The 16,823-nt window shown below is 40.2% G+C and carries 15 protein-coding genes; 6 read left to right on the forward strand and 9 right to left on the reverse strand.

Annotation, left to right across the window (positions count from 1 at the left end):
* Nucleotides 1–3: 3 nt before the first annotated feature.
* Nucleotides 4–1,215 (reverse strand): sensor histidine kinase, encoded by a 1,212-nt coding sequence (locus LY11_RS20415; protein WP_170132735.1) that lies wholly within the window; start codon nucleotides 1,213–1,215, stop codon nucleotides 4–6.
* 332 nt (nucleotides 1,216–1,547) lie between these two features.
* Here LY11_RS20415 and LY11_RS20420 point away from each other — a divergent pair, with 332 nt between their 5' ends.
* Nucleotides 1,548–2,531: a glycoside hydrolase family 19 protein gene (locus tag LY11_RS20420; protein ID WP_111635486.1), complete on the forward strand. Its 984-nt coding sequence runs from the start codon at nucleotides 1,548–1,550 to the stop codon at nucleotides 2,529–2,531.
* Here LY11_RS20420 and LY11_RS20425 read toward each other — a convergent pair.
* Genes LY11_RS20425 through recJ form a run of 3 tightly spaced genes read right to left on the reverse strand, consistent with a single transcriptional unit; the run spans nucleotide 2,528 to nucleotide 6,497 of the window.
* Nucleotides 2,528–4,042, reverse strand: coding sequence for a GH3 auxin-responsive promoter family protein (locus LY11_RS20425; RefSeq protein ID WP_111635487.1), 1,515 nt, complete (start codon nucleotides 4,040–4,042; stop codon nucleotides 2,528–2,530). The two genes, LY11_RS20420 and LY11_RS20425, sit on opposite strands and share 4 nt — an antisense overlap.
* 8 nt (nucleotides 4,043–4,050) lie before the next feature.
* Nucleotides 4,051–4,785: an LPS export ABC transporter ATP-binding protein gene (lptB, locus tag LY11_RS20430; protein WP_111635488.1), complete on the reverse strand. Its 735-nt coding sequence runs from the start codon at nucleotides 4,783–4,785 to the stop codon at nucleotides 4,051–4,053.
* Nucleotides 4,782–6,497: a single-stranded-DNA-specific exonuclease RecJ gene (recJ, locus tag LY11_RS20435; protein ID WP_111635489.1), complete on the reverse strand. Its 1,716-nt coding sequence runs from the start codon at nucleotides 6,495–6,497 to the stop codon at nucleotides 4,782–4,784. The genes lptB and recJ overlap by 4 nt, the downstream gene beginning before the upstream one ends.
* A 142-nt stretch (nucleotides 6,498–6,639) precedes the next feature.
* Here recJ and LY11_RS20440 point away from each other — a divergent pair, with 142 nt between their 5' ends.
* On the forward strand, nucleotides 6,640–7,407 hold the full coding sequence (locus tag LY11_RS20440; protein ID WP_111635490.1) for an MBL fold metallo-hydrolase: 768 nt from the start codon (nucleotides 6,640–6,642) through the stop codon (nucleotides 7,405–7,407).
* On the opposite strand, the gene LY11_RS20445 is transcribed toward LY11_RS20440, so the two are convergent.
* The 3 genes from LY11_RS20445 to LY11_RS20455 form a co-directional block, all read right to left on the reverse strand.
* Nucleotides 7,400–7,807: a response regulator gene (locus LY11_RS20445; RefSeq protein ID WP_245952846.1), complete on the reverse strand. Its 408-nt coding sequence runs from the start codon at nucleotides 7,805–7,807 to the stop codon at nucleotides 7,400–7,402. The genes LY11_RS20440 and LY11_RS20445 overlap by 8 nt on opposite strands.
* Before the next feature lie 153 nt (nucleotides 7,808–7,960).
* Nucleotides 7,961–10,849, reverse strand: a complete 2,889-nt coding sequence (gene gcvP / locus LY11_RS20450; protein WP_111635492.1) for an aminomethyl-transferring glycine dehydrogenase — start codon at nucleotides 10,847–10,849, stop codon at nucleotides 7,961–7,963.
* Nucleotides 10,850–10,927: 78 nt separating this feature from the next.
* Complete coding sequence (locus tag LY11_RS20455) at nucleotides 10,928–11,641, reverse strand: pyridoxine 5'-phosphate synthase (protein WP_068407893.1); 714 nt, start codon at nucleotides 11,639–11,641, stop codon at nucleotides 10,928–10,930.
* 22 nt (nucleotides 11,642–11,663) lie between these two features.
* Between LY11_RS20455 and LY11_RS20460 the strand changes: the two genes are divergently transcribed.
* Complete coding sequence (locus LY11_RS20460) at nucleotides 11,664–12,665, forward strand: polysaccharide deacetylase family protein (RefSeq protein ID WP_111635493.1); 1,002 nt, start codon at nucleotides 11,664–11,666, stop codon at nucleotides 12,663–12,665.
* 87 nt (nucleotides 12,666–12,752) lie between these two features.
* On the opposite strand, the gene ahcY is transcribed toward LY11_RS20460, so the two are convergent.
* A complete protein-coding gene (gene ahcY, locus LY11_RS20465; protein WP_111635494.1) occupies nucleotides 12,753–14,069 on the reverse strand; it encodes an adenosylhomocysteinase in 1,317 nt (438 codons plus the stop codon).
* 338 nt (nucleotides 14,070–14,407) lie between these two features.
* Here ahcY and LY11_RS20470 point away from each other — a divergent pair, with 338 nt between their 5' ends.
* From LY11_RS20470 to LY11_RS20480, 3 genes are all read left to right on the forward strand, one after another.
* On the forward strand, nucleotides 14,408–14,650 hold the full coding sequence (locus LY11_RS20470; protein WP_111635495.1) for a hypothetical protein: 243 nt from the start codon (nucleotides 14,408–14,410) through the stop codon (nucleotides 14,648–14,650).
* A 2-nt stretch (nucleotides 14,651–14,652) separates the two neighbouring features.
* On the forward strand, nucleotides 14,653–15,285 hold the full coding sequence (locus LY11_RS20475) for a hypothetical protein (RefSeq protein WP_111635496.1): 633 nt from the start codon (nucleotides 14,653–14,655) through the stop codon (nucleotides 15,283–15,285).
* A 196-nt stretch (nucleotides 15,286–15,481) separates the two neighbouring features.
* Nucleotides 15,482–15,892 carry a BrxA/BrxB family bacilliredoxin gene (locus LY11_RS20480; protein WP_111635497.1) on the forward strand — a complete coding sequence of 137 codons (411 nt, stop codon included), beginning with the start codon at nucleotides 15,482–15,484 and terminating at the stop codon, nucleotides 15,890–15,892.
* 112 nt (nucleotides 15,893–16,004) lie between these two features.
* On the opposite strand, the gene cdaA is transcribed toward LY11_RS20480, so the two are convergent.
* Complete coding sequence (gene cdaA / locus LY11_RS20485; RefSeq protein WP_111635498.1) at nucleotides 16,005–16,796, reverse strand: diadenylate cyclase CdaA; 792 nt, start codon at nucleotides 16,794–16,796, stop codon at nucleotides 16,005–16,007.
* Nucleotides 16,797–16,823: the final 27 nt, after the last annotated feature.

A 16,823-nucleotide genomic window follows, 5' to 3' on the forward strand; every position in this document is an offset into this window, starting at 1 on the left:
TCCCTATCCTTGTTTATACGTGGGCAGAGAAATGAAAAAAGAGCTTCCAAAGTTTTTACCTTTACTCTCTGCCCATACTTTACCTTTATGGCTTTCCACCAGCATTTTCACAATAAACAGCCCTAAACCATAAGATTTTTCATGTGCCGTAGGGATAGCGCTTAATTTCGCGAATTTAGTAAATAGCTTTTTCATATCTTCAGTACTCAGGCCAAGTCCCTCATCTTTGAACTCAATGACCAGCTCATCTTCGATCTGGGAAGTACTGACGATGATTGTAGCGCCTTCATAAGAGTATTTCATGGCATTGCTCAGCAAATTATCCAGCACATCCAGTATACGTTCCCGGTCTGCATAAATTAAAGCAGACAGGTCATTGTGAATAATTAAAGTTTGATTTTTTGCGGCCAGCGAAAGTTCAAAAGACTGCTGCAGTTGTAAAAGCAGGTCAGTAATAATAACTGGCTCATGGACTAATTCAATCAGCGAGTTTTCACTTCTGGCATCAGTTAGCAGGTTATTGAGCTTCTTTTCTATTCCCTTAGAAGAACTCTCAATTTTGGCAGCCATAGTAAACACCTTTTCACTGGTCATTTCTCTGCTGCCCAGCAACTGCGCGTATAAAGATATAGAGGTGATTGGATTTTTCATATCGTGGGCCAGGCGATGCAAACGGTCATCGTAAGCCCTCACAATTTTTCTGTTGACCATCCGGGTTTCTAATTTCTCCATCACCATTTTTGAAAGTAACAGCAGCATTCTGGACTGATGCGCAGTAACTGTTGCCCGGGGTTCAGCATCCAAAACGCAAACGGTACCCAGTGCAAAACCATCTGCAGTTCTGATCTGTGCAGCCGCATAAAACCGCACACCTCCCGGTCTGGAGATATAAGGGTTTTTCATGAGCTCCGGAAATTGGTGAGTGTCGTGAAAAATAGTCAGGTCATCCTCCATAATGCTCAGTGAACATAAACCATAAGCGCGGGAAATATGGTCAACCTCAATCCGGCTGCTGCTCGCTTTAACAAAAACATGTCCTTTATCCACAAAAGTTACAAACGCCTTCTTTGTCCCGAATATTTCGGCCGCCATTAAAGCGATCGTATCAAAATCCGTTTCAGAATGGGTGTCCAGAATTTCATATTGGTAAAGTTTCTTTAATCTGATCTCGTCGTTATTGGGAATAAGATTATCCGGCGTTTGAGTATTTGTCATTGATTTTAATTCAGGGCATGCGTGTTCAGGTCGTAAGTTACGTTTTAGCCACGCTTGACCTGGCATAAAAAGAAATCCTAAGAATAATATTATGATTAAACAAAAAACTGGATTGATTGTTGTATAAATTGTTCTTTTTATAAAACGATGTTGATTAACTATACTATTAAGAGAATTACAATGACCGGTCCGTGTATGTTTATGTGTGCATATTATTCATCTTTATAAATTATGAGTATAATTAGACTTTGCCTGGGATTTATTAAGTTTCTATATTCACAGGTATAAGAAAAGCATGGATTCATGCGGTTCTAAAACCTGAACTGAAAGATATGAGACAAAAAGGCGTTAAAATTATTGCTGTTGTACTAATTTGTTTAGGTGCCGTGTTCCCCGCCAGCGCTTCCGAATTAAACAATCCTGGTTACAAAAACGCTGCTGAAGCTTCATTTCCTTCTTTACTTTCTGCTGCTGCTTTTAACAAGCTGTTTCCCTTAAGAAGCAAGTTTTATACTTATGCTTCCTTAATGAAGGCTGTTCAGAATTTAGCACAACTTAAAGTTCAAGTAGAGAAAAGAGGACCTTTTATTTATAAAATTACCAGAACAGACCAGCGTACAGGGAAAAAAACTGTGGTCCGTCAGGATAAAGACTGGAATGAAAGCTGGGCGCAGCAAAAAGAATATACCACCATCACTATTGACTATAGTCAGTTCTGTAACAGCGCAGATCCAAAGACTAATCAAAAAGAACTGGCCGCCTTTTTTGCACAAGCCGCACATGAAACCAGGGACGGAGCAGATGGTCAGTTCAATGACGGGCTGATGCTCAAAAGGGAATTGGATACCACGAACGCTTATCTTGCTGTTAATGTAGTTTATCCTGCAGTTCCAGGAAAGAAATATTACGGACGCGGCCCGCTTCAATTAAGTTACAATGGGAATTACGGATTTGCTTCGGACTGTATTTTCGGGGATAAAAATAAACTACTGTCTGATCCCGATCTGATTCTCAGAGACCCTGTCGTTGCCTTTGAAACTGCGCTCTATTTTTGGATGACCCCACAAGGCATTAAACCTTCCGCACATGAAGTAATTACAGGGAAATGGAAACCTTCAGCTGCGGATCAGGCGAAGGGTTGGGTTGCCGGATTTGGCCTGGTCACCAATATTATCAACGGCGCAATTGAGTGTAACCATGGAGAAAATGTGGCGGCTATGAAAAACAGGACTGCTTATTATCAGCACTATTTGCGTTCATTTGGCGCGACAGATGTCCGGAAATGCTCCTGCGGATCAATGCAGCCCTTTCCTTAGGCGCTTAACATCGGTAAAATTTCATCTACATACTTTCTTTCATTAGCCAGACGTGGTACTTTATGCTGTCCGCCTAATTTACCTTTTGATTTCAGCCAGTTATAAAAAGTATCTTTTGGGGCATTGTGAACTTTAGGTCTGCAAAGCGCCATGTTGTTGAAACGTTTCGCATCATAGTCAGAATTGATGTCCCTGAGCGTCTGATCCAGTATATCTACAAATTTCTCGAAATCATCAGGCTGCTGATCAAATTCTATGATCCATTCATGCCCTCCGGCATCATTTCCTTTGAAATAAATCGGACAGGCTGTATAATCTTTAAAAGCTGCGCCAGTTTCTCTGCAAGCTTTACTGATGGCCTGTTCTGCATTGTCAATAATCACCTCTTCTCCAAATGCGTTGATGAAATGTTTGGTCCGGCCGGTAATTTTGATTCTGAAAGGGGATAAAGAAGTAAACTGAACCGTATCTCCAATTACATAACGCCATAAACCAGCATTGGTAGAAATGATAATTGCATAGTTTTTATGTAATTCTACTTCACCAAGGCTCAGTGTAACCGGGTTATCATCACAAAGCTGCTCTAAAGGTAAAAACTCATAGTAAATACCATAATCCAGCATCAATAACATTTCTTCAGAGTTTACCTGATCCTGGATGCCAAAGAAGCCCTCAGAAGCATTATACGTTTCCAGGTAATACATATCCTCCCGGGGTATTAATTCTTTAAACTGCTCCCTGTACGGGCTGAAATTAACCGCACCATGGAAGTAAAGTTCCAGATTTGGCCATACTTCCAGTAAATTCTTCTTGCCTGTGATTTCCAGTACCTTTTTGGCCAGTACAATCGTCCAGGTGGGTACGCCTGAGATATTGGTTACGTTCTCTTTAATCGTGGCTTCTGCCATACGATCCATCTTTTGCTCATAATCATCCATCAAAGCAATTGAAATATCCGGCGTACGGTAGTATTCTGCCCACATAGGCAGGTTTTTAATCAATACAGCAGAAAGATCTCCGTAAAAGGAATCTTCATTTAATTGATTAATCTGGTGGCTGCCGCCTAATACAAGTGCTTTCCCGGTCAGGATCTGGTTGGATGGTTTGTTATTACAGAAGATTGAGATCATATCCTTTCCGCCCTTAAAGTGGCATTCTTCTAAAGCCTCAGGAGAGACTGGGATAAATTTACTTCTGTCACTGGTTGTTCCGGATGATTTGGCGAACCATTTAATCTCTGAAGGCCATAGAATATTTTGTTCCCCCTGCAACATCCGCTCGATATAAGGTTTTAGAGAATCATAATTCTGAAGCGGAACGCGCTGCTTGAACTGATCCGGGGTTTCAATAGACTTATAATCATATTTCTTCCCCCATTCTGTGTTCTCAGCACAGGAAATCAGGGTGTGAAACCATTCCTCCTGGACATCTATCGGATATTTCATGAAAAGCTCTATCTGGTGGACACGCTTTTTCATATACCAGGTGAAAATAGAATTTACAATTGCCATACGATACCTTATAAGTTTTTACTGCGAAGTACAAAATTGGAACCCAGGTAGACCTTTCTTACCATTTCATTGGCGGCAAGTACTTCGGGAGTACCAGACTCCAGTATTTTACCTTCAAACAGCAGGTAGGCCCGATCCGTGATGGAAAGTGTTTCCTGAACATTGTGGTCGGTAATCAGGATACCGATATTTTTATTTCTGAGTTTAGCTACGATGGTCTGGATTTCCTCCACAGCAATAGGGTCTACCCCTGCAAATGGTTCATCCAGTAAAATGAAATTAGGGCTTGCTGCCAGTGCTCTGGCAATCTCTGTCCTGCGGCGTTCTCCTCCTGATAAAAGGTCACCACGGTTTCTTCTTACTTTGTGCAAACTGAATTCATCAATTAACTCTTCCAGTTTTTCCTGTCGCTCTACCCTGGTCATGGTGGTCATTTCCAGAATCGACAGGATGTTGTCTTCCACAGACAGCTTTCTGAAAACAGAGGCTTCCTGCGCTAAGTAACCGATCCCTTTCTGCGCCCTGCGGTACATCGCATCCTTGGTGATGTCTTCATCATCCAGGAAGATATTCCCTTCATTTGGTTTGATCAGGCCTACAATCATATAAAAGGAAGTAGTCTTTCCAGCACCGTTAGGGCCGAGTAATCCTACAATTTCCCCCTGACTCACACTAAACGAAACATCGTTGACGACCGTTCGCTGTTTGTATTTTTTTATAAGATTATCAGCTCTTAATATCATTGATATGATTGGTTATTTATCTCTATTGCTTTAATATTCAATTGTAAACGCTTCTGCTCTTTCCAGACATTTTCCTCTATCGTATAACAAACAGAGAAGGGTTGATCAGGTTTTAATAGTTGCTCAAATTCTGCCAGTCCGAATCCAATGGTTTCAAAAATACTGGAATTTTGTTGTTTAATGCTCAACTTTAAATGTTTTGCCCCTACAATATAAGGTCTTCCCGCATAAAATACATCATGGCTCACAAATACAGGAGCCGGGTTAGCCGGGCCAAAAGGTGCCATCTGAGCGAGTATACGCTGAAACTTGCCATCAATCTGGGTCAATGAAATTTCATTGTCAATCAAAATTTCCGGACAAAGTAAATTTTCTGTTATCGTCGCCGCAACCACAGTTTCAAACCTTTCGGCGAAAGCTTCGATGTTTTCAGGCTTAATCGTCATTCCGGCTGCAAACTTATGCCCGCCAAATTGTTCCAGTAAATCAGCGCAGCTTAACAAAGCCTCATAAAGATCATAACCCGGTACCGAACGCGCAGATCCTGTCATCATTCCATTCGATAAAGTTAAAACGATGGTTGGCCTGAAATATTTCTCGGTTAAACGGGAAGCGACAATCCCGATCACTCCTTTATTCCACTGGTCATTGTAAACTACCGTTGTTTTTTTATTGATCAGGATTTCAGATTCATCAATCAGTGCTAATGCTTCTGCGGTAATGTTCTGATCTGTTATTTTCCGGTCTGTATTCTGCAGGTTAATGAAAAGGCTTTGCTCGGTGGCCAGCGTATCTGCGGTGCACAATAACATTTTAACCGCCTGGTTCCCGTGATCCATCCGTCCGGCAGCATTAATCCGCGGTGCTAAAGAGAAGACGACATCAGTAATGGTAAAGTCTTTGTTTTTGCCGCAGCTGTCCATTAAAGCTTTCAGCCCGGTACAAGGGTTTGTATTGAGCTTGATCAGGCCATAATAAGCAAGGGTACGGTTTTCATCATTGATCGGAACAATATCTGCGGCAATGGAAACCATGACCAGGTCAAGGTATCTTTCGTAATTTTCTGCCGGAAGATTATGGGTGATGCAATAAGCCTGGGCGAGTTTAAAACCAATCCCGCAGCCCGCAAGTTCCTTAAAAGGATAAGGGCAATCCGACCTTTTAGGGTCAAGGACGGCAATTGCTGCCGGTAGCTCATCACCCGGTAAATGGTGGTCACAAATGATAAAGTCTATACCCAGTGTATTGGCGTAATCTATCTTATCATTTGATTTAATTCCGCAATCCAGCGCAATGATCAGCGTAATTCCCTGCGCCTTTGCATGGTCAATTCCTGCGGTAGAAATCCCGTATCCTTCTTTATGGCGGTCGGGGATATAATATTCAATAGCTGAAGTGAACTGACTGAAAAAACTAAAAGTAAGGGCTACTGAAGTTGTTCCGTCCACATCATAATCTCCATAAATCATGATATTTTCTCCCGCAGCCAGTGCAAGGTCAATCCTGGCGATGGCTTTATCCATATCCTTCATTAAAAACGGATCATGTAATTGCGTGAGTTGAGGCCGGAAAAAGTCTTTAGCTTCCTGAAAAGAAGAGATACCCCGTTGTACTAATATTTCAACTAAACTTGTATCTATATTTAACTGCTGTGCAAGCGAACCTGTTGTTTCTACTTTACCCTTTACGGCCTGCACCCATCTTTTCTTCATTTAGTTTTAGTTTTTTGTGTTTTTGCAAAGCGCTGTTCAGGCGGTAATGACGTTAGCATGAAGGTATTTCATGCAGGTTCCATATCTTTGTAAAAGATTGTAAATATATCATTAATTATTCTTTTGACTAACACCTACGCCATTGCAAGTTTTCACTTTATATGAAGGTTCTTATTCTGTAGCAGCCGACAAAAAGTTCGTCCCTTTTAATCCTCAGACAGATAGCCCTAAAGACAGACCCGGATCTCTATTTATTCACGTTAATCCTTTCCTTGTTAAATTTGGGGATAAATTATTGGTACTGGATACCGGACTGGGCTATAGTAACAGTAATGGAGAGCTGATTTTACATGAGAATATCCGCAAAGCAGGCTTTAATCCTGAAGATGTGGATTATGTTTTAATGTCGCACCTGCATTTTGATCATGCCGGCGGCATGGTGCATAAAGAGAACAATGGAATGGAGCTTAGTTTTCCGAATGCGACTTACGTGATCCAGCGCGGAGAGTGGGAGGGTGCGTTTACCAATGCTTCTTCCTCTTACAGAACGGAGATCTTTGATTTCCTTCAGCGCAATGCAACCCTGGTTTTCGTAGATGAAACCGGTGATTTAATTCCGGGCATCAAACATATCCTGACTGGCGGGCATACCCCTTTTCACCAGGCCTGGTTATTAGAAGATGAAGAAAATAAAGTGTTTTTTGGTGGTGATGTTTTGCCAGAGCCAGAAGAGCTGTACAAGAAATTTATCGCCAAATATGATTATGACGGCCGCAAGTCCATGGAATTAAGAGAAGAATTTGGACATAAAGCAGTTACTGAACACTGGAACTGTCTTTTTTATCATGGTAAAAGTAAAGCGACCGGTTTTATAGAGCTTGGTGAAGAAGGTCAGTTTAAAGTTATATAGCCTGCGTATTTTTGCCTTCAAAGAGTTCCACAAGACGTTCAATAGAAAGGGGTTTAGAAATAAACCCTTTTACTGTTTTATAGGTTTTGGCTTTTTCAATATCATTCTCATAAACTGAAGAAGAGAGCATATACATGTCTATCTCAGTTTGTATCCCCAGTTTTTCATAAGCGTCCAAAAACTCCCAGCCATTCAGTACCGGCATATTGATGTCGATCAGGATCAGGTGCGGAAGAACTTCATTACCAGCTATTAATTCCTGCAGATATTCAATAGCCATTGACCCATTTGTCTTGGCAACCATTTTAGCCTCATAGCCTGTTTTTTCTACAATTTTCTTAATGATGAAGATGTTAATGTCATCATCGTCAATTACCAGCAGGTTAATTTTAGTATTCATCAGCTTAATAGTTTATAGAAAGATCAGCGGGATTAATATAAAGATATAAAATAGAAACGTAAAGTAAATCTTTGAAGATTTATATATTTCAAAAAAGCAGGGTCATTTTTTAAAATGACCCTGCTGCTTAATCAAAGGAATGTGAAGCTCAGTTTATAAACTAACCTCTTCTTCTTCCATATAACTTTCTATTGGCGGGCAGGCACAAACTAATGACCTGTCTCCAAATGAATCGTTAACTCTTCCAACTGAAGGCCAGAATTTATGTTCTGATACATAAGGCAACGGGAATGCTGCAGTTTGTCTGCTATAGCTATGTGACCATTCATCACCTGTAACTTTAGCCGCAGTATGCGGTGCATTTTTCAATGGATTATCTAATTTATCCAAAGTACCGTTCTCCACCTGGGTAATTTCATTTCTGATGGCAATTAAAGCATCACAGAAACGGTCAAGCTCATGTTTAGCTTCACTTTCTGTTGGCTCAACCATTAGCGTTCCAGCAACCGGGAAAGAAACCGTTGGTGCGTGGAAACCATAATCCATTAATCTTTTCGCAATATCAACAACCTCGATACCGAAGTTTTTGAATCCGCGGCAGTCCAGGATCATTTCATGTGCACAACGTCCTTTACTACCAGAATAAAGTACCGGGTAATGTTTCTCTAAACGCGCTTTCATATAGTTCGCATTTAAGATTGCATATTCAGTCGCATTTTTCAGTCCTTCGCCACCCATCATTGCAATATAAGCATGAGATATAATCAGGATAGAAGCAGAACCCCATGGTGCAGAAGATACCGCATGAATTGATTTCTCATTGTTGATGTCAACTACAGCATGACCTGGTAAATATTTCACCAGGTGTGCAGCAACACCGATCGGGCCCATACCAGGACCACCACCACCGTGAGGAATACAGAATGTTTTATGCAAGTTCAGGTGACATACGTCAGCGCCAATATTTGCAGGGCTGGTTAAACCAACCTGAGCATTCATATTTGCACCATCCATATAAACCTGTCCGCCATTGGCGTGGATAACTTCACAGATTTCAATGATACTTTCTTCAAATACACCATGTGTAGATGGATAAGTAACCATGAAACAAGATAGATTCGCTTTATGCTCTTCCGCTTTTGCTTTCAGATCAGCTACATCAATATTACCATTTGAATCACATTTAACGATCACAATCTTCATTCCGGCCATCGCTGCTGATGCAGGATTAGTACCATGTGCTGAAGAAGGGATTAAAGCGATGTTACGCTGATGATCACCACGATCCTGATGATAAGCTCTGATCACCATTAAACCTGCATATTCTCCCTGAGCACCAGCATTTGGCTGTAAACTCATAGCTGCAAAGCCAGTAATTTCACTTAACCATCTGTCAATCTCGTTGAATACAGTGTAATAACCAGCCACCTGATCTGCCGGAGCAAACGGGTGAACACGGCCAAACTCTGCCCAGGTAACCGGGATCATTTCTGTAGTTGCATTTAACTTCATCGTACATGAACCTAAAGCGATCATAGAATGACAAAGAGAAAGATCTTTTGCTTCCAGTGATTTGATATAACGCAGCATTTCATGTTCTGAATGGTGCAGGTTAAATACCGGGTGCGTCAGGTAAGCCGAAGTACGTTGTAATTCAGCAGGGATTACAGTTTGAATATTTTTTTCTTCAGCAAGTTCAACGCTGTCCGCAGAGATCGCTTTTACTTTAGAAAATATTTTATTCAGCAATTTGATGTCTTCAATAGAAGTAGTCTCATCTAATGCGATGGTAGCTACAGTACCGATGTAGTTCAGGTTGATTTCGTTATCGATACATTCTTTATGGATTGAATCTTTTAAATCACCTAAATCAACACGGATCGTGTCAAAGAAAACTTTGTTTAATTGTTTATAACCGGCTTGCTCAATTGATTGAGAAAGGGCAACAGCTAAACCGTGTGTTCTTTCTGCAATTAATTTAAGACCTTTCGGGCCATGATATACTGCATAGAAACTAGCCATGATAGCTAATAAAGCTTGTGCAGTACAGATGTTTGAAGTTGCTTTATCTCTGCGGATGTGCTGCTCTCTTGTTTGCAGCGCCATACGTAAAGCATAGTTGTTGTGACTGTCAATAGTTACACCGATAATTCTTCCAGGGATAGAACGTTTATATTCATCCTTAGTAGCGAAAAATGCAGCGTGCGGACCACCAAAGCCCATTGGTACACCGAAACGTTGTGTAGTACCTACAACGATGTCAGCTCCCCATTCTCCCGGAGGAGTTAATAGTGTTAAGCTTAAAATATCAGCTACCACTGTTAATTTAACATTTTTAGCGTGTGCTTTTTCAGCAAATGAAGTATAGTTGAACACTTCACCGTTTCCAGCAGGATATTGAACAATTGCACCAAAGAACTCTTCAGTTGCTTCAAATGTTTGGTGATCACCGATTACCAGTTCAATTCCGAATGGATTTGCACGTGTTTTTAAGATGTCTATAGTTTGAGGGAATAACAATTCCGAAACGAAAAACTTGTTTGCCTGTGTATTTTTACGCAAACTGAACTGCATAAACATCGCTTCAGCAGCAGCAGTACCTTCATCTAAAAGAGAGGCATTTGCAATTTCCATACCCGTCAGGTCAATCACCATAGTCTGGAAGTTCAGCAAAGCCTGTAAACGACCTTGTGCAATTTCAGCCTGGTATGGAGTATATTGTGTATACCATCCTGGATTTTCCATCACATTTCTCAGAATTACTCCTGGAGTAGTGGTGTCATAATATCCTTGTCCGATATAAGATTTGAAAACTTTATTCAGTGAAGCCGTTTGTCTAAGGCTTTCCAAATATTCTTTCTCAGACTTAGCAACAGGTAAATTAAGTGGTTTTTTCAATCTGATTTTTTGAGGAACAGTTTGTTCAATCAGTTCTTCAATAGAATTCAGACCAAGGGTGCTTAACATAGCCTCAGTATCCTCCGCATTTGGAGCGATATGACGGTTTTTAAAGTCTTCTTTGTAATGGATGTTTAAACTCATGACGGTTAACAATAAATTTGCGCAAAGGTATTAAAATTTCAGTTCCATTCCAATGGAATGGGCTGATCTAAATATATTCTACAATTGTTTCAAATAGAGCTGAATTGTGTTTTCCAGACCTAAATACAGGGAATCGCTGATTAAGGCATGGCCAATAGAAACTTCCAGTAAATTAGGGATGTTATCTGCAAAATATTTCAGGTTCTGCAGGTCAAGATCATGCCCGGCATTGATCCCTAAACCAAGCTTGTTCGCTGTATGTGCAGCCTGCGTGTAAGGACTGATTGCTTTGACAGGATCTTTGGCATAATTCGCTGCATAATACTCTGTATAAAGTTCTATCCGGTCAGTTCCTGTAGTTTGTGCAGCTTCGATAATTTCTCTTACCGGATCTGTGAAAATAGAAACCCTGATACCTTCTTTTTGAAATAGCTGGACCATTTCTTTAAGATAGGCCTGATGTTTTATAGTATCCCATCCATGATTGGAAGTGATCTGTCCTTCAGTATCTGGTACCAATGTTACCTGTGCGGGCTTATTGGCCAGTACAAGGTCAATGAATTTTTGTTCTTTGCAGTTACCTTCTATATTGAATTCTGTTGAAATGGCTGTTTTAAGATCGAATACATCCTGATAACGGATATGACGTTCATCAGGTCTTGGATGTACAGTGATTCCTTCCGCACCAAAACGTTCACAGTCAAGTGCTACCTTAACCAGATCTGGATTGTTTCCCCCGCGACTGTTGCGTAACGTGGCTATTTTATTGATATTTACTGATAGTTTTGCCATGTACAAAGATAAACCATTAAACATGAACAGGTATAATATTATTGTAAACAGGTTAACGTTCTGTGTAATTATTTGTTGTTTTTTAATTTTTGGAGCAACTGTCTGTTCCGCGCAGGAGGTTATTAAAAATTATACTGTTTATAGCGGGGTGGCAAAAGTGCAGGGAAGTGAGCTGCTGGTGATCCGTAAAATGGAGAAAGCGGGACAAGTGGTTTATCTGACCGTAAATCCGCAGACTTTAACTACAGCATTAACCGCTGAAGTTGCTGTACGCCCGATGGACTGGAAAAGTGCAAAAGCTTATTTTCAGCAGACCCCTTATTTCAAAGCTTACGATGCGGCCGCAAAACAGGCGCTTGCTTTACAGGATGCAGGAGTGACCCATGGTTTCCCTAAGAATAAGGGAATAACGCTGACTATAGACCTTTGTCCTTCGCATAAACCATTAGACAGGATTATTTTCACTTCACTGATCACCGAGTTTGCGAAAATTGAACAGCCTGTACCTGTAGCACTTTCTATAACCGGGCGGTGGATGTTAACGCATACTGACGATTTGAACTGGCTGAAAGAACTGGTCGCAAAAAAAGAAATTGACATTACCTGGATTGATCATTCTTTCAATCACCATGTGAGCCCGACTGCGCCTTTAAAGACTAATTTCCTGCTGGAACCGGGTACGGATATGAATTTTGAAATACTGGGTACTGAACTGGCTATGTTGCAGCATGGTTTAATTCCTTCTGTATTTTTCAGGTTTCCGGGACTGGTTTCTGATCAGCGGGTAGTGGATAAAGTTTTAGCTTATGGGATTATCCCGATAGGGAGCGATGCCTGGCTTGCAAAAGGGCAGAAACCTGCTGCGGGCAGTATCGTTTTAATTCACGGGAATGGAAACGAGCCGGTAGGAGTGGCTGACTTTATCAAACTGTTAAAAAGCAAGACTGCTGAAGTAACCAGCAAGCAGTGGCTGATGTATGATTTGTCGGAAAGTGTAGAAGATGAATTTGGAGGGGCTAAATAACCTATTGTATTAAAAGAGGGATGTAACCTTTCGGCACATCCCTCTTTATTGTATTTAATAACCTCTTAAAAAAGGTCTTTAAACGGACTAGTATCTGTAAGCTTCCGGTTTGAAAGGACCTTCAACTGGTACACCGATATAATCAGCTTGTTGTTGATCTAATACATCTAATTCAACACCGATTTTAGCTAAGTGTAAACGTGCTACTTTCTCATCCAGTGATTTAGGAAGAACATATACTTTGTTCTCATATTTTCCTGGGTTAGTCCAAAGCTCTAATTGAGCTAAAGTCTGGTTAGTGAAAGATGCAGACATCACGAAACTTGGGTGGCCGGTAGCACATCCTAAGTTTACTAAACGGCCTTCAGCTAATAAAATAATGTCTTTACCGTCGATAGTATATTTATCAACCTGTGGTTTGATTTCGATTTTAGTATCACCGTAGTTCGTGTTTAACCAGGCCACATCGATTTCATTGTCAAAGTGACCAATGTTACAAACGATAACTTTATCTTTCATTACTCTGAAATGCTCAGGACGAACGATGTTACAGTTACCAGTAGTGGTAACCACAATATCAGCTTCTTTAACTGCTGTAGCAAATTTCTTCACTTCATAACCTTCCATTGCAGCTTGTAATGCACAGATAGGATCAATTTCAGAAACGATAACACGTACACCTTGTGAGCTTAAAGATTCAGCAGAACCTTTACCTACATCACCGTAACCTGCAACTACAGCAACTTTACCAGCAAGCATTACATCAGTAGCACGACGGATCGCATCTACCAATGACTCACGGCAACCGTATTTGTTGTCAAATTTAGATTTGGTAACTGAGTCATTTACATTGATAGCTGGTAAATGCAAAGTTCCGTTTTTCATACGTTCGTATAAACGGTGAACACCAGTAGTAGTTTCTTCTGATAATCCTTTGATTGCAGCAATCAGCTCAGGGAATTTATCGAAAACCATGTTGGTTAAGTCACCACCATCGTCCAAGATCATATTTAAAGGCTGTTGTTCCGGGCCGAAGTGTAAAGTTTGCTCAATACACCAGTCGAAATCTGCTTCATTCAAGCCTTTCCAGGCATAAACCTGGATTCCTGCAGCAGCAATAGCAGCAGCAGCGTGGTCTTGTGTAGAGAAGATATTGCAGGATGACCAGGTCACTTCTGCACCAAGTTCAACTAAAGTTTCAATTAAAACTGCAGTCTGGATAGTCATGTGCAGACATCCTGCGATACGTGCACCTTTTAGTGGTTTTGAAGGACCAAATTCAGCACGCAAAGACATTAAGCCTGGCATTTCTGCTTCTGCTAATCCAATTTCTTTACGGCCCCATTCTGCCAGTGAAATGTCCTTTACTTTAAAAGGAACGTAAGTAGTCTCTACTGATGACATATTTATTTTGTTAAGTTGTTTATTTATAGTTAGTTGTTAAGATTTACGAGTGAAGCTGATGATGCGCATGCCCCACGTCCTCTTTTACTATTACAAAATTACACAATAGTTTAGCCAAATTCAAAAAGGGATCAGATCGTTGGGATGTTTATACAAAGATCTCCACATTCTTGATTTTCAAATGATAAAAAAAATGCCCTTCGTGCCTTATACGGATTTCACTTGACACATTAGGCGTAATAATTGATTATAATTGCTGATTTTACTTTACCTTATGTCCGTTCCTGAAATCACTTTACGTCTTAATAAATGGCCGTGATTATGATTCTAAAGGATTGATGTATAAGCCTGAATTGCGTTTCGATGGCCTGGACGCGGAATATATTATTATGGTAAGTGGCGGGCCGGCCTCTAAAAAAAGAATCCCAACTGAAAATTTGTTTCAGGGTAAACAGGGAAGCCGGGTGCTGTTAGAAGGGAAATATAAAGAAATTGTTCCTGGGTTTGATGTAATCGAAAGTATTGAAGAACTTACGGAAATGAGTGTTCAGGTTCCATTGATGAAAGAAGACGAAGATTAATTATGAAAAAAAATATTATTTTAGCATTGTTTATAGTTTTGATGATAAATGCAGCACAGGCACAACAGAAGCTGGATTTGGAAAAATTACCTTACCATACTTCCATCAAAACTTTATTAAAAGATAAAGATACTTACCCTGAAGAACGGGAACTGGCAAGCTCTTTACCTTGTCTGACCACAAAGAGTGTAAAGAAATTCAAATTCGGTACCCTGGAATTTACGAATGGCAGCCAAAGTGGTTCTGAATCGGACCTGAGTAGTACAGTTTCTTTTCTTTTCACTGATCATACACATACAAAACTGGCTGGGCTGGTCATTAGGATAGAGAAAAAAGTGGAGGCTAAAAAGGTAGGGAAATATATCGCTGCGAAATATGGAAAAGGTACTGTACTGGCTGCGGTTCCAAAACCACGGGCTACCGGAGAGGTACTTGGATATCCTGCAGTATTTTACGTAGATAAAAAGACAAACTGCACGATCATAGTTGCTGATAATTATACAGAGATAGATGGAAAACCAGATTTTTCTACAGACCTGTTTATCATCGCTAACGGTATTAAAGTTGCTGACAAGGGAACCACCGATACGGTAGATGAAAGGCTGAAAAGGTCTTATAAAAGACTTCAGGAATAGACTAGAAAAGCAATAATTATAATCAGGATGAGAACATCAATCTACTTAAATCTTTTTATATTGGATTTTACAGGGGGTATAAGTTCAAAGTAATTTCAAGGTAAAAAACTATTCACCCTGTCAGTATTCCTTTGATGCTATGTAACAGTGCAGTACCTTTGTATAGTAAAATTGAATAATATTAAAGCTTTTATATATGTATCCAGAATATTTAGTTGAACCAATGCGTGCAGAACTTACTAATGTAGGTTTTGAAGAAATGAAAACTGCAGAAGATGTGGACAACGCGATTTCATCAGAAGGAACTGTTTTTGTAGTTGTGAATTCTGTTTGTGGCTGTGCAGCTTCAAATGCAAGACCAGCAGCAAAATTAGCAGCTGCTAATGAGAAACACCCTGATAAAATGATCACTGTTTTTGCAGGAATGGAAAAAGAAGCGGTAGACAGAGCAAGAAGCTATATGGTACCTTTCCCTCCATCTTCTCCAGCAATGGCATTGTTCAAAGACGGTAAATTAGTACATATGATTGAACGTCACCAAATTGAAGGACGTGCAGCTCAAATGATCGCTGATAACCTTAAAGGTGCTTTTGATCAATACTGCTAATTAATATCTTAAAAGATATATCCGGTGAATACCGGTAAGGAATCCGGTCTTTGTACCGGATTTTTTATTGCGTTTAAGTTTCCAGTAATACTGCTGTTTGAATAGCAACAGTTTAAAAATCCTTGTTCAGTAGTTTTTCCAGTTCCCCGAAAGAAACATTCATCCTTACCCTGCCTTGTTTTGCATAGGCAATTTCACCAGTTTCTTCAGATACAATAACTGCAACTGCATCGGTAGTTTCTGACACCCCAATTCCGGCGCGGTGACGTAAACCAAACTGCGGAGGCAGTTTATCATTTTCTGTAAGCGGTAAGATACAACTGGCACTTTTAATCTTATTTTCTGCAATAACCACGGCTCCATCATGAAGCGGGCTGTATTTTTGAAAGATACTCTCTAATAAACGTTTAGAGATTTTAGAATCTATCAGTTCACAGCTGTTAGCGAATAACTGATCATCGTAAAATTTCACGAACACAATTAAAGCCCCTGTTCTGGACTTCTTCATGCTTTTACAGGCATCGATAATAGGCTTAATCCTGACCAGGTTATCGCGTTCAATATCTTTGCTGCCAAATAAGTATCCCCACCAGGCTTTGTTTTTCTGTAAAAAGGTGTTTTTACCAATCAGGAGCAGGAACCGCCTGATTTCGGGCTGGAAAATCACAATCAGCGCGATAATTCCCACACTCATGAATTTGTTAATAATGGTTGATAAAAGACGCATATTCAGCGCATCTACCACAAACCAAAGGATCAGAATGATAAACATACCCAGCAGTAAATTAACTGCCAGTGTATTTTTAATCAGGTTATAGGTATAATAGATCAGGAAGGCAACGAACAAAATGTCCACTACATCCGTAACTGTTATCGTTAGAAAATCAAAGTCAAAGCCTTTCATTGTTGCCAAGTTAGGAAAATATTAAGT

It is taken from the genome of Pedobacter cryoconitis (assembly GCF_003259615.1).
Lineage (GTDB): Bacteria > Bacteroidota > Bacteroidia > Sphingobacteriales > Sphingobacteriaceae > Pedobacter > Pedobacter cryoconitis.

What these genes read in the sequence shown, in the direction of transcription:
- LY11_RS20415 (WP_170132735.1), bottom strand. Translation starts at nt 1,215, where the DNA reads ATGACAAATACTCAAACGCCGGATAATCTTATTCCCAATAACGACGAG.
- LY11_RS20420 (WP_111635486.1), top strand. Translation starts at nt 1,548, where the DNA reads ATGAGACAAAAAGGCGTTAAAATTATTGCTGTTGTACTAATTTGTTTA.
- LY11_RS20425 (WP_111635487.1), bottom strand. Translation starts at nt 4,042, where the DNA reads ATGGCAATTGTAAATTCTATTTTCACCTGGTATATGAAAAAGCGTGTC.
- lptB (WP_111635488.1), bottom strand. Translation starts at nt 4,785, where the DNA reads ATGATATTAAGAGCTGATAATCTTATAAAAAAATACAAACAGCGAACG.
- recJ (WP_111635489.1), bottom strand. Translation starts at nt 6,497, where the DNA reads ATGAAGAAAAGATGGGTGCAGGCCGTAAAGGGTAAAGTAGAAACAACA.
- LY11_RS20445 (WP_245952846.1), bottom strand. Translation starts at nt 7,807, where the DNA reads ATGAATACTAAAATTAACCTGCTGGTAATTGACGATGATGACATTAAC.
- gcvP (WP_111635492.1), bottom strand. Translation starts at nt 10,849, where the DNA reads ATGAGTTTAAACATCCATTACAAAGAAGACTTTAAAAACCGTCATATC.
- LY11_RS20455 (WP_068407893.1), bottom strand. Translation starts at nt 11,641, where the DNA reads ATGGCAAAACTATCAGTAAATATCAATAAAATAGCCACGTTACGCAAC.
- LY11_RS20460 (WP_111635493.1), top strand. Translation starts at nt 11,664, where the DNA reads ATGAACAGGTATAATATTATTGTAAACAGGTTAACGTTCTGTGTAATT.
- ahcY (WP_111635494.1), bottom strand. Translation starts at nt 14,069, where the DNA reads ATGTCATCAGTAGAGACTACTTACGTTCCTTTTAAAGTAAAGGACATT.
- LY11_RS20470 (WP_111635495.1), top strand. Translation starts at nt 14,408, where the DNA reads ATGTATAAGCCTGAATTGCGTTTCGATGGCCTGGACGCGGAATATATT.
- LY11_RS20475 (WP_111635496.1), top strand. Translation starts at nt 14,653, where the DNA reads ATGAAAAAAAATATTATTTTAGCATTGTTTATAGTTTTGATGATAAAT.
- LY11_RS20480 (WP_111635497.1), top strand. Translation starts at nt 15,482, where the DNA reads ATGTATCCAGAATATTTAGTTGAACCAATGCGTGCAGAACTTACTAAT.
- cdaA (WP_111635498.1), bottom strand. Translation starts at nt 16,796, where the DNA reads ATGAAAGGCTTTGACTTTGATTTTCTAACGATAACAGTTACGGATGTA.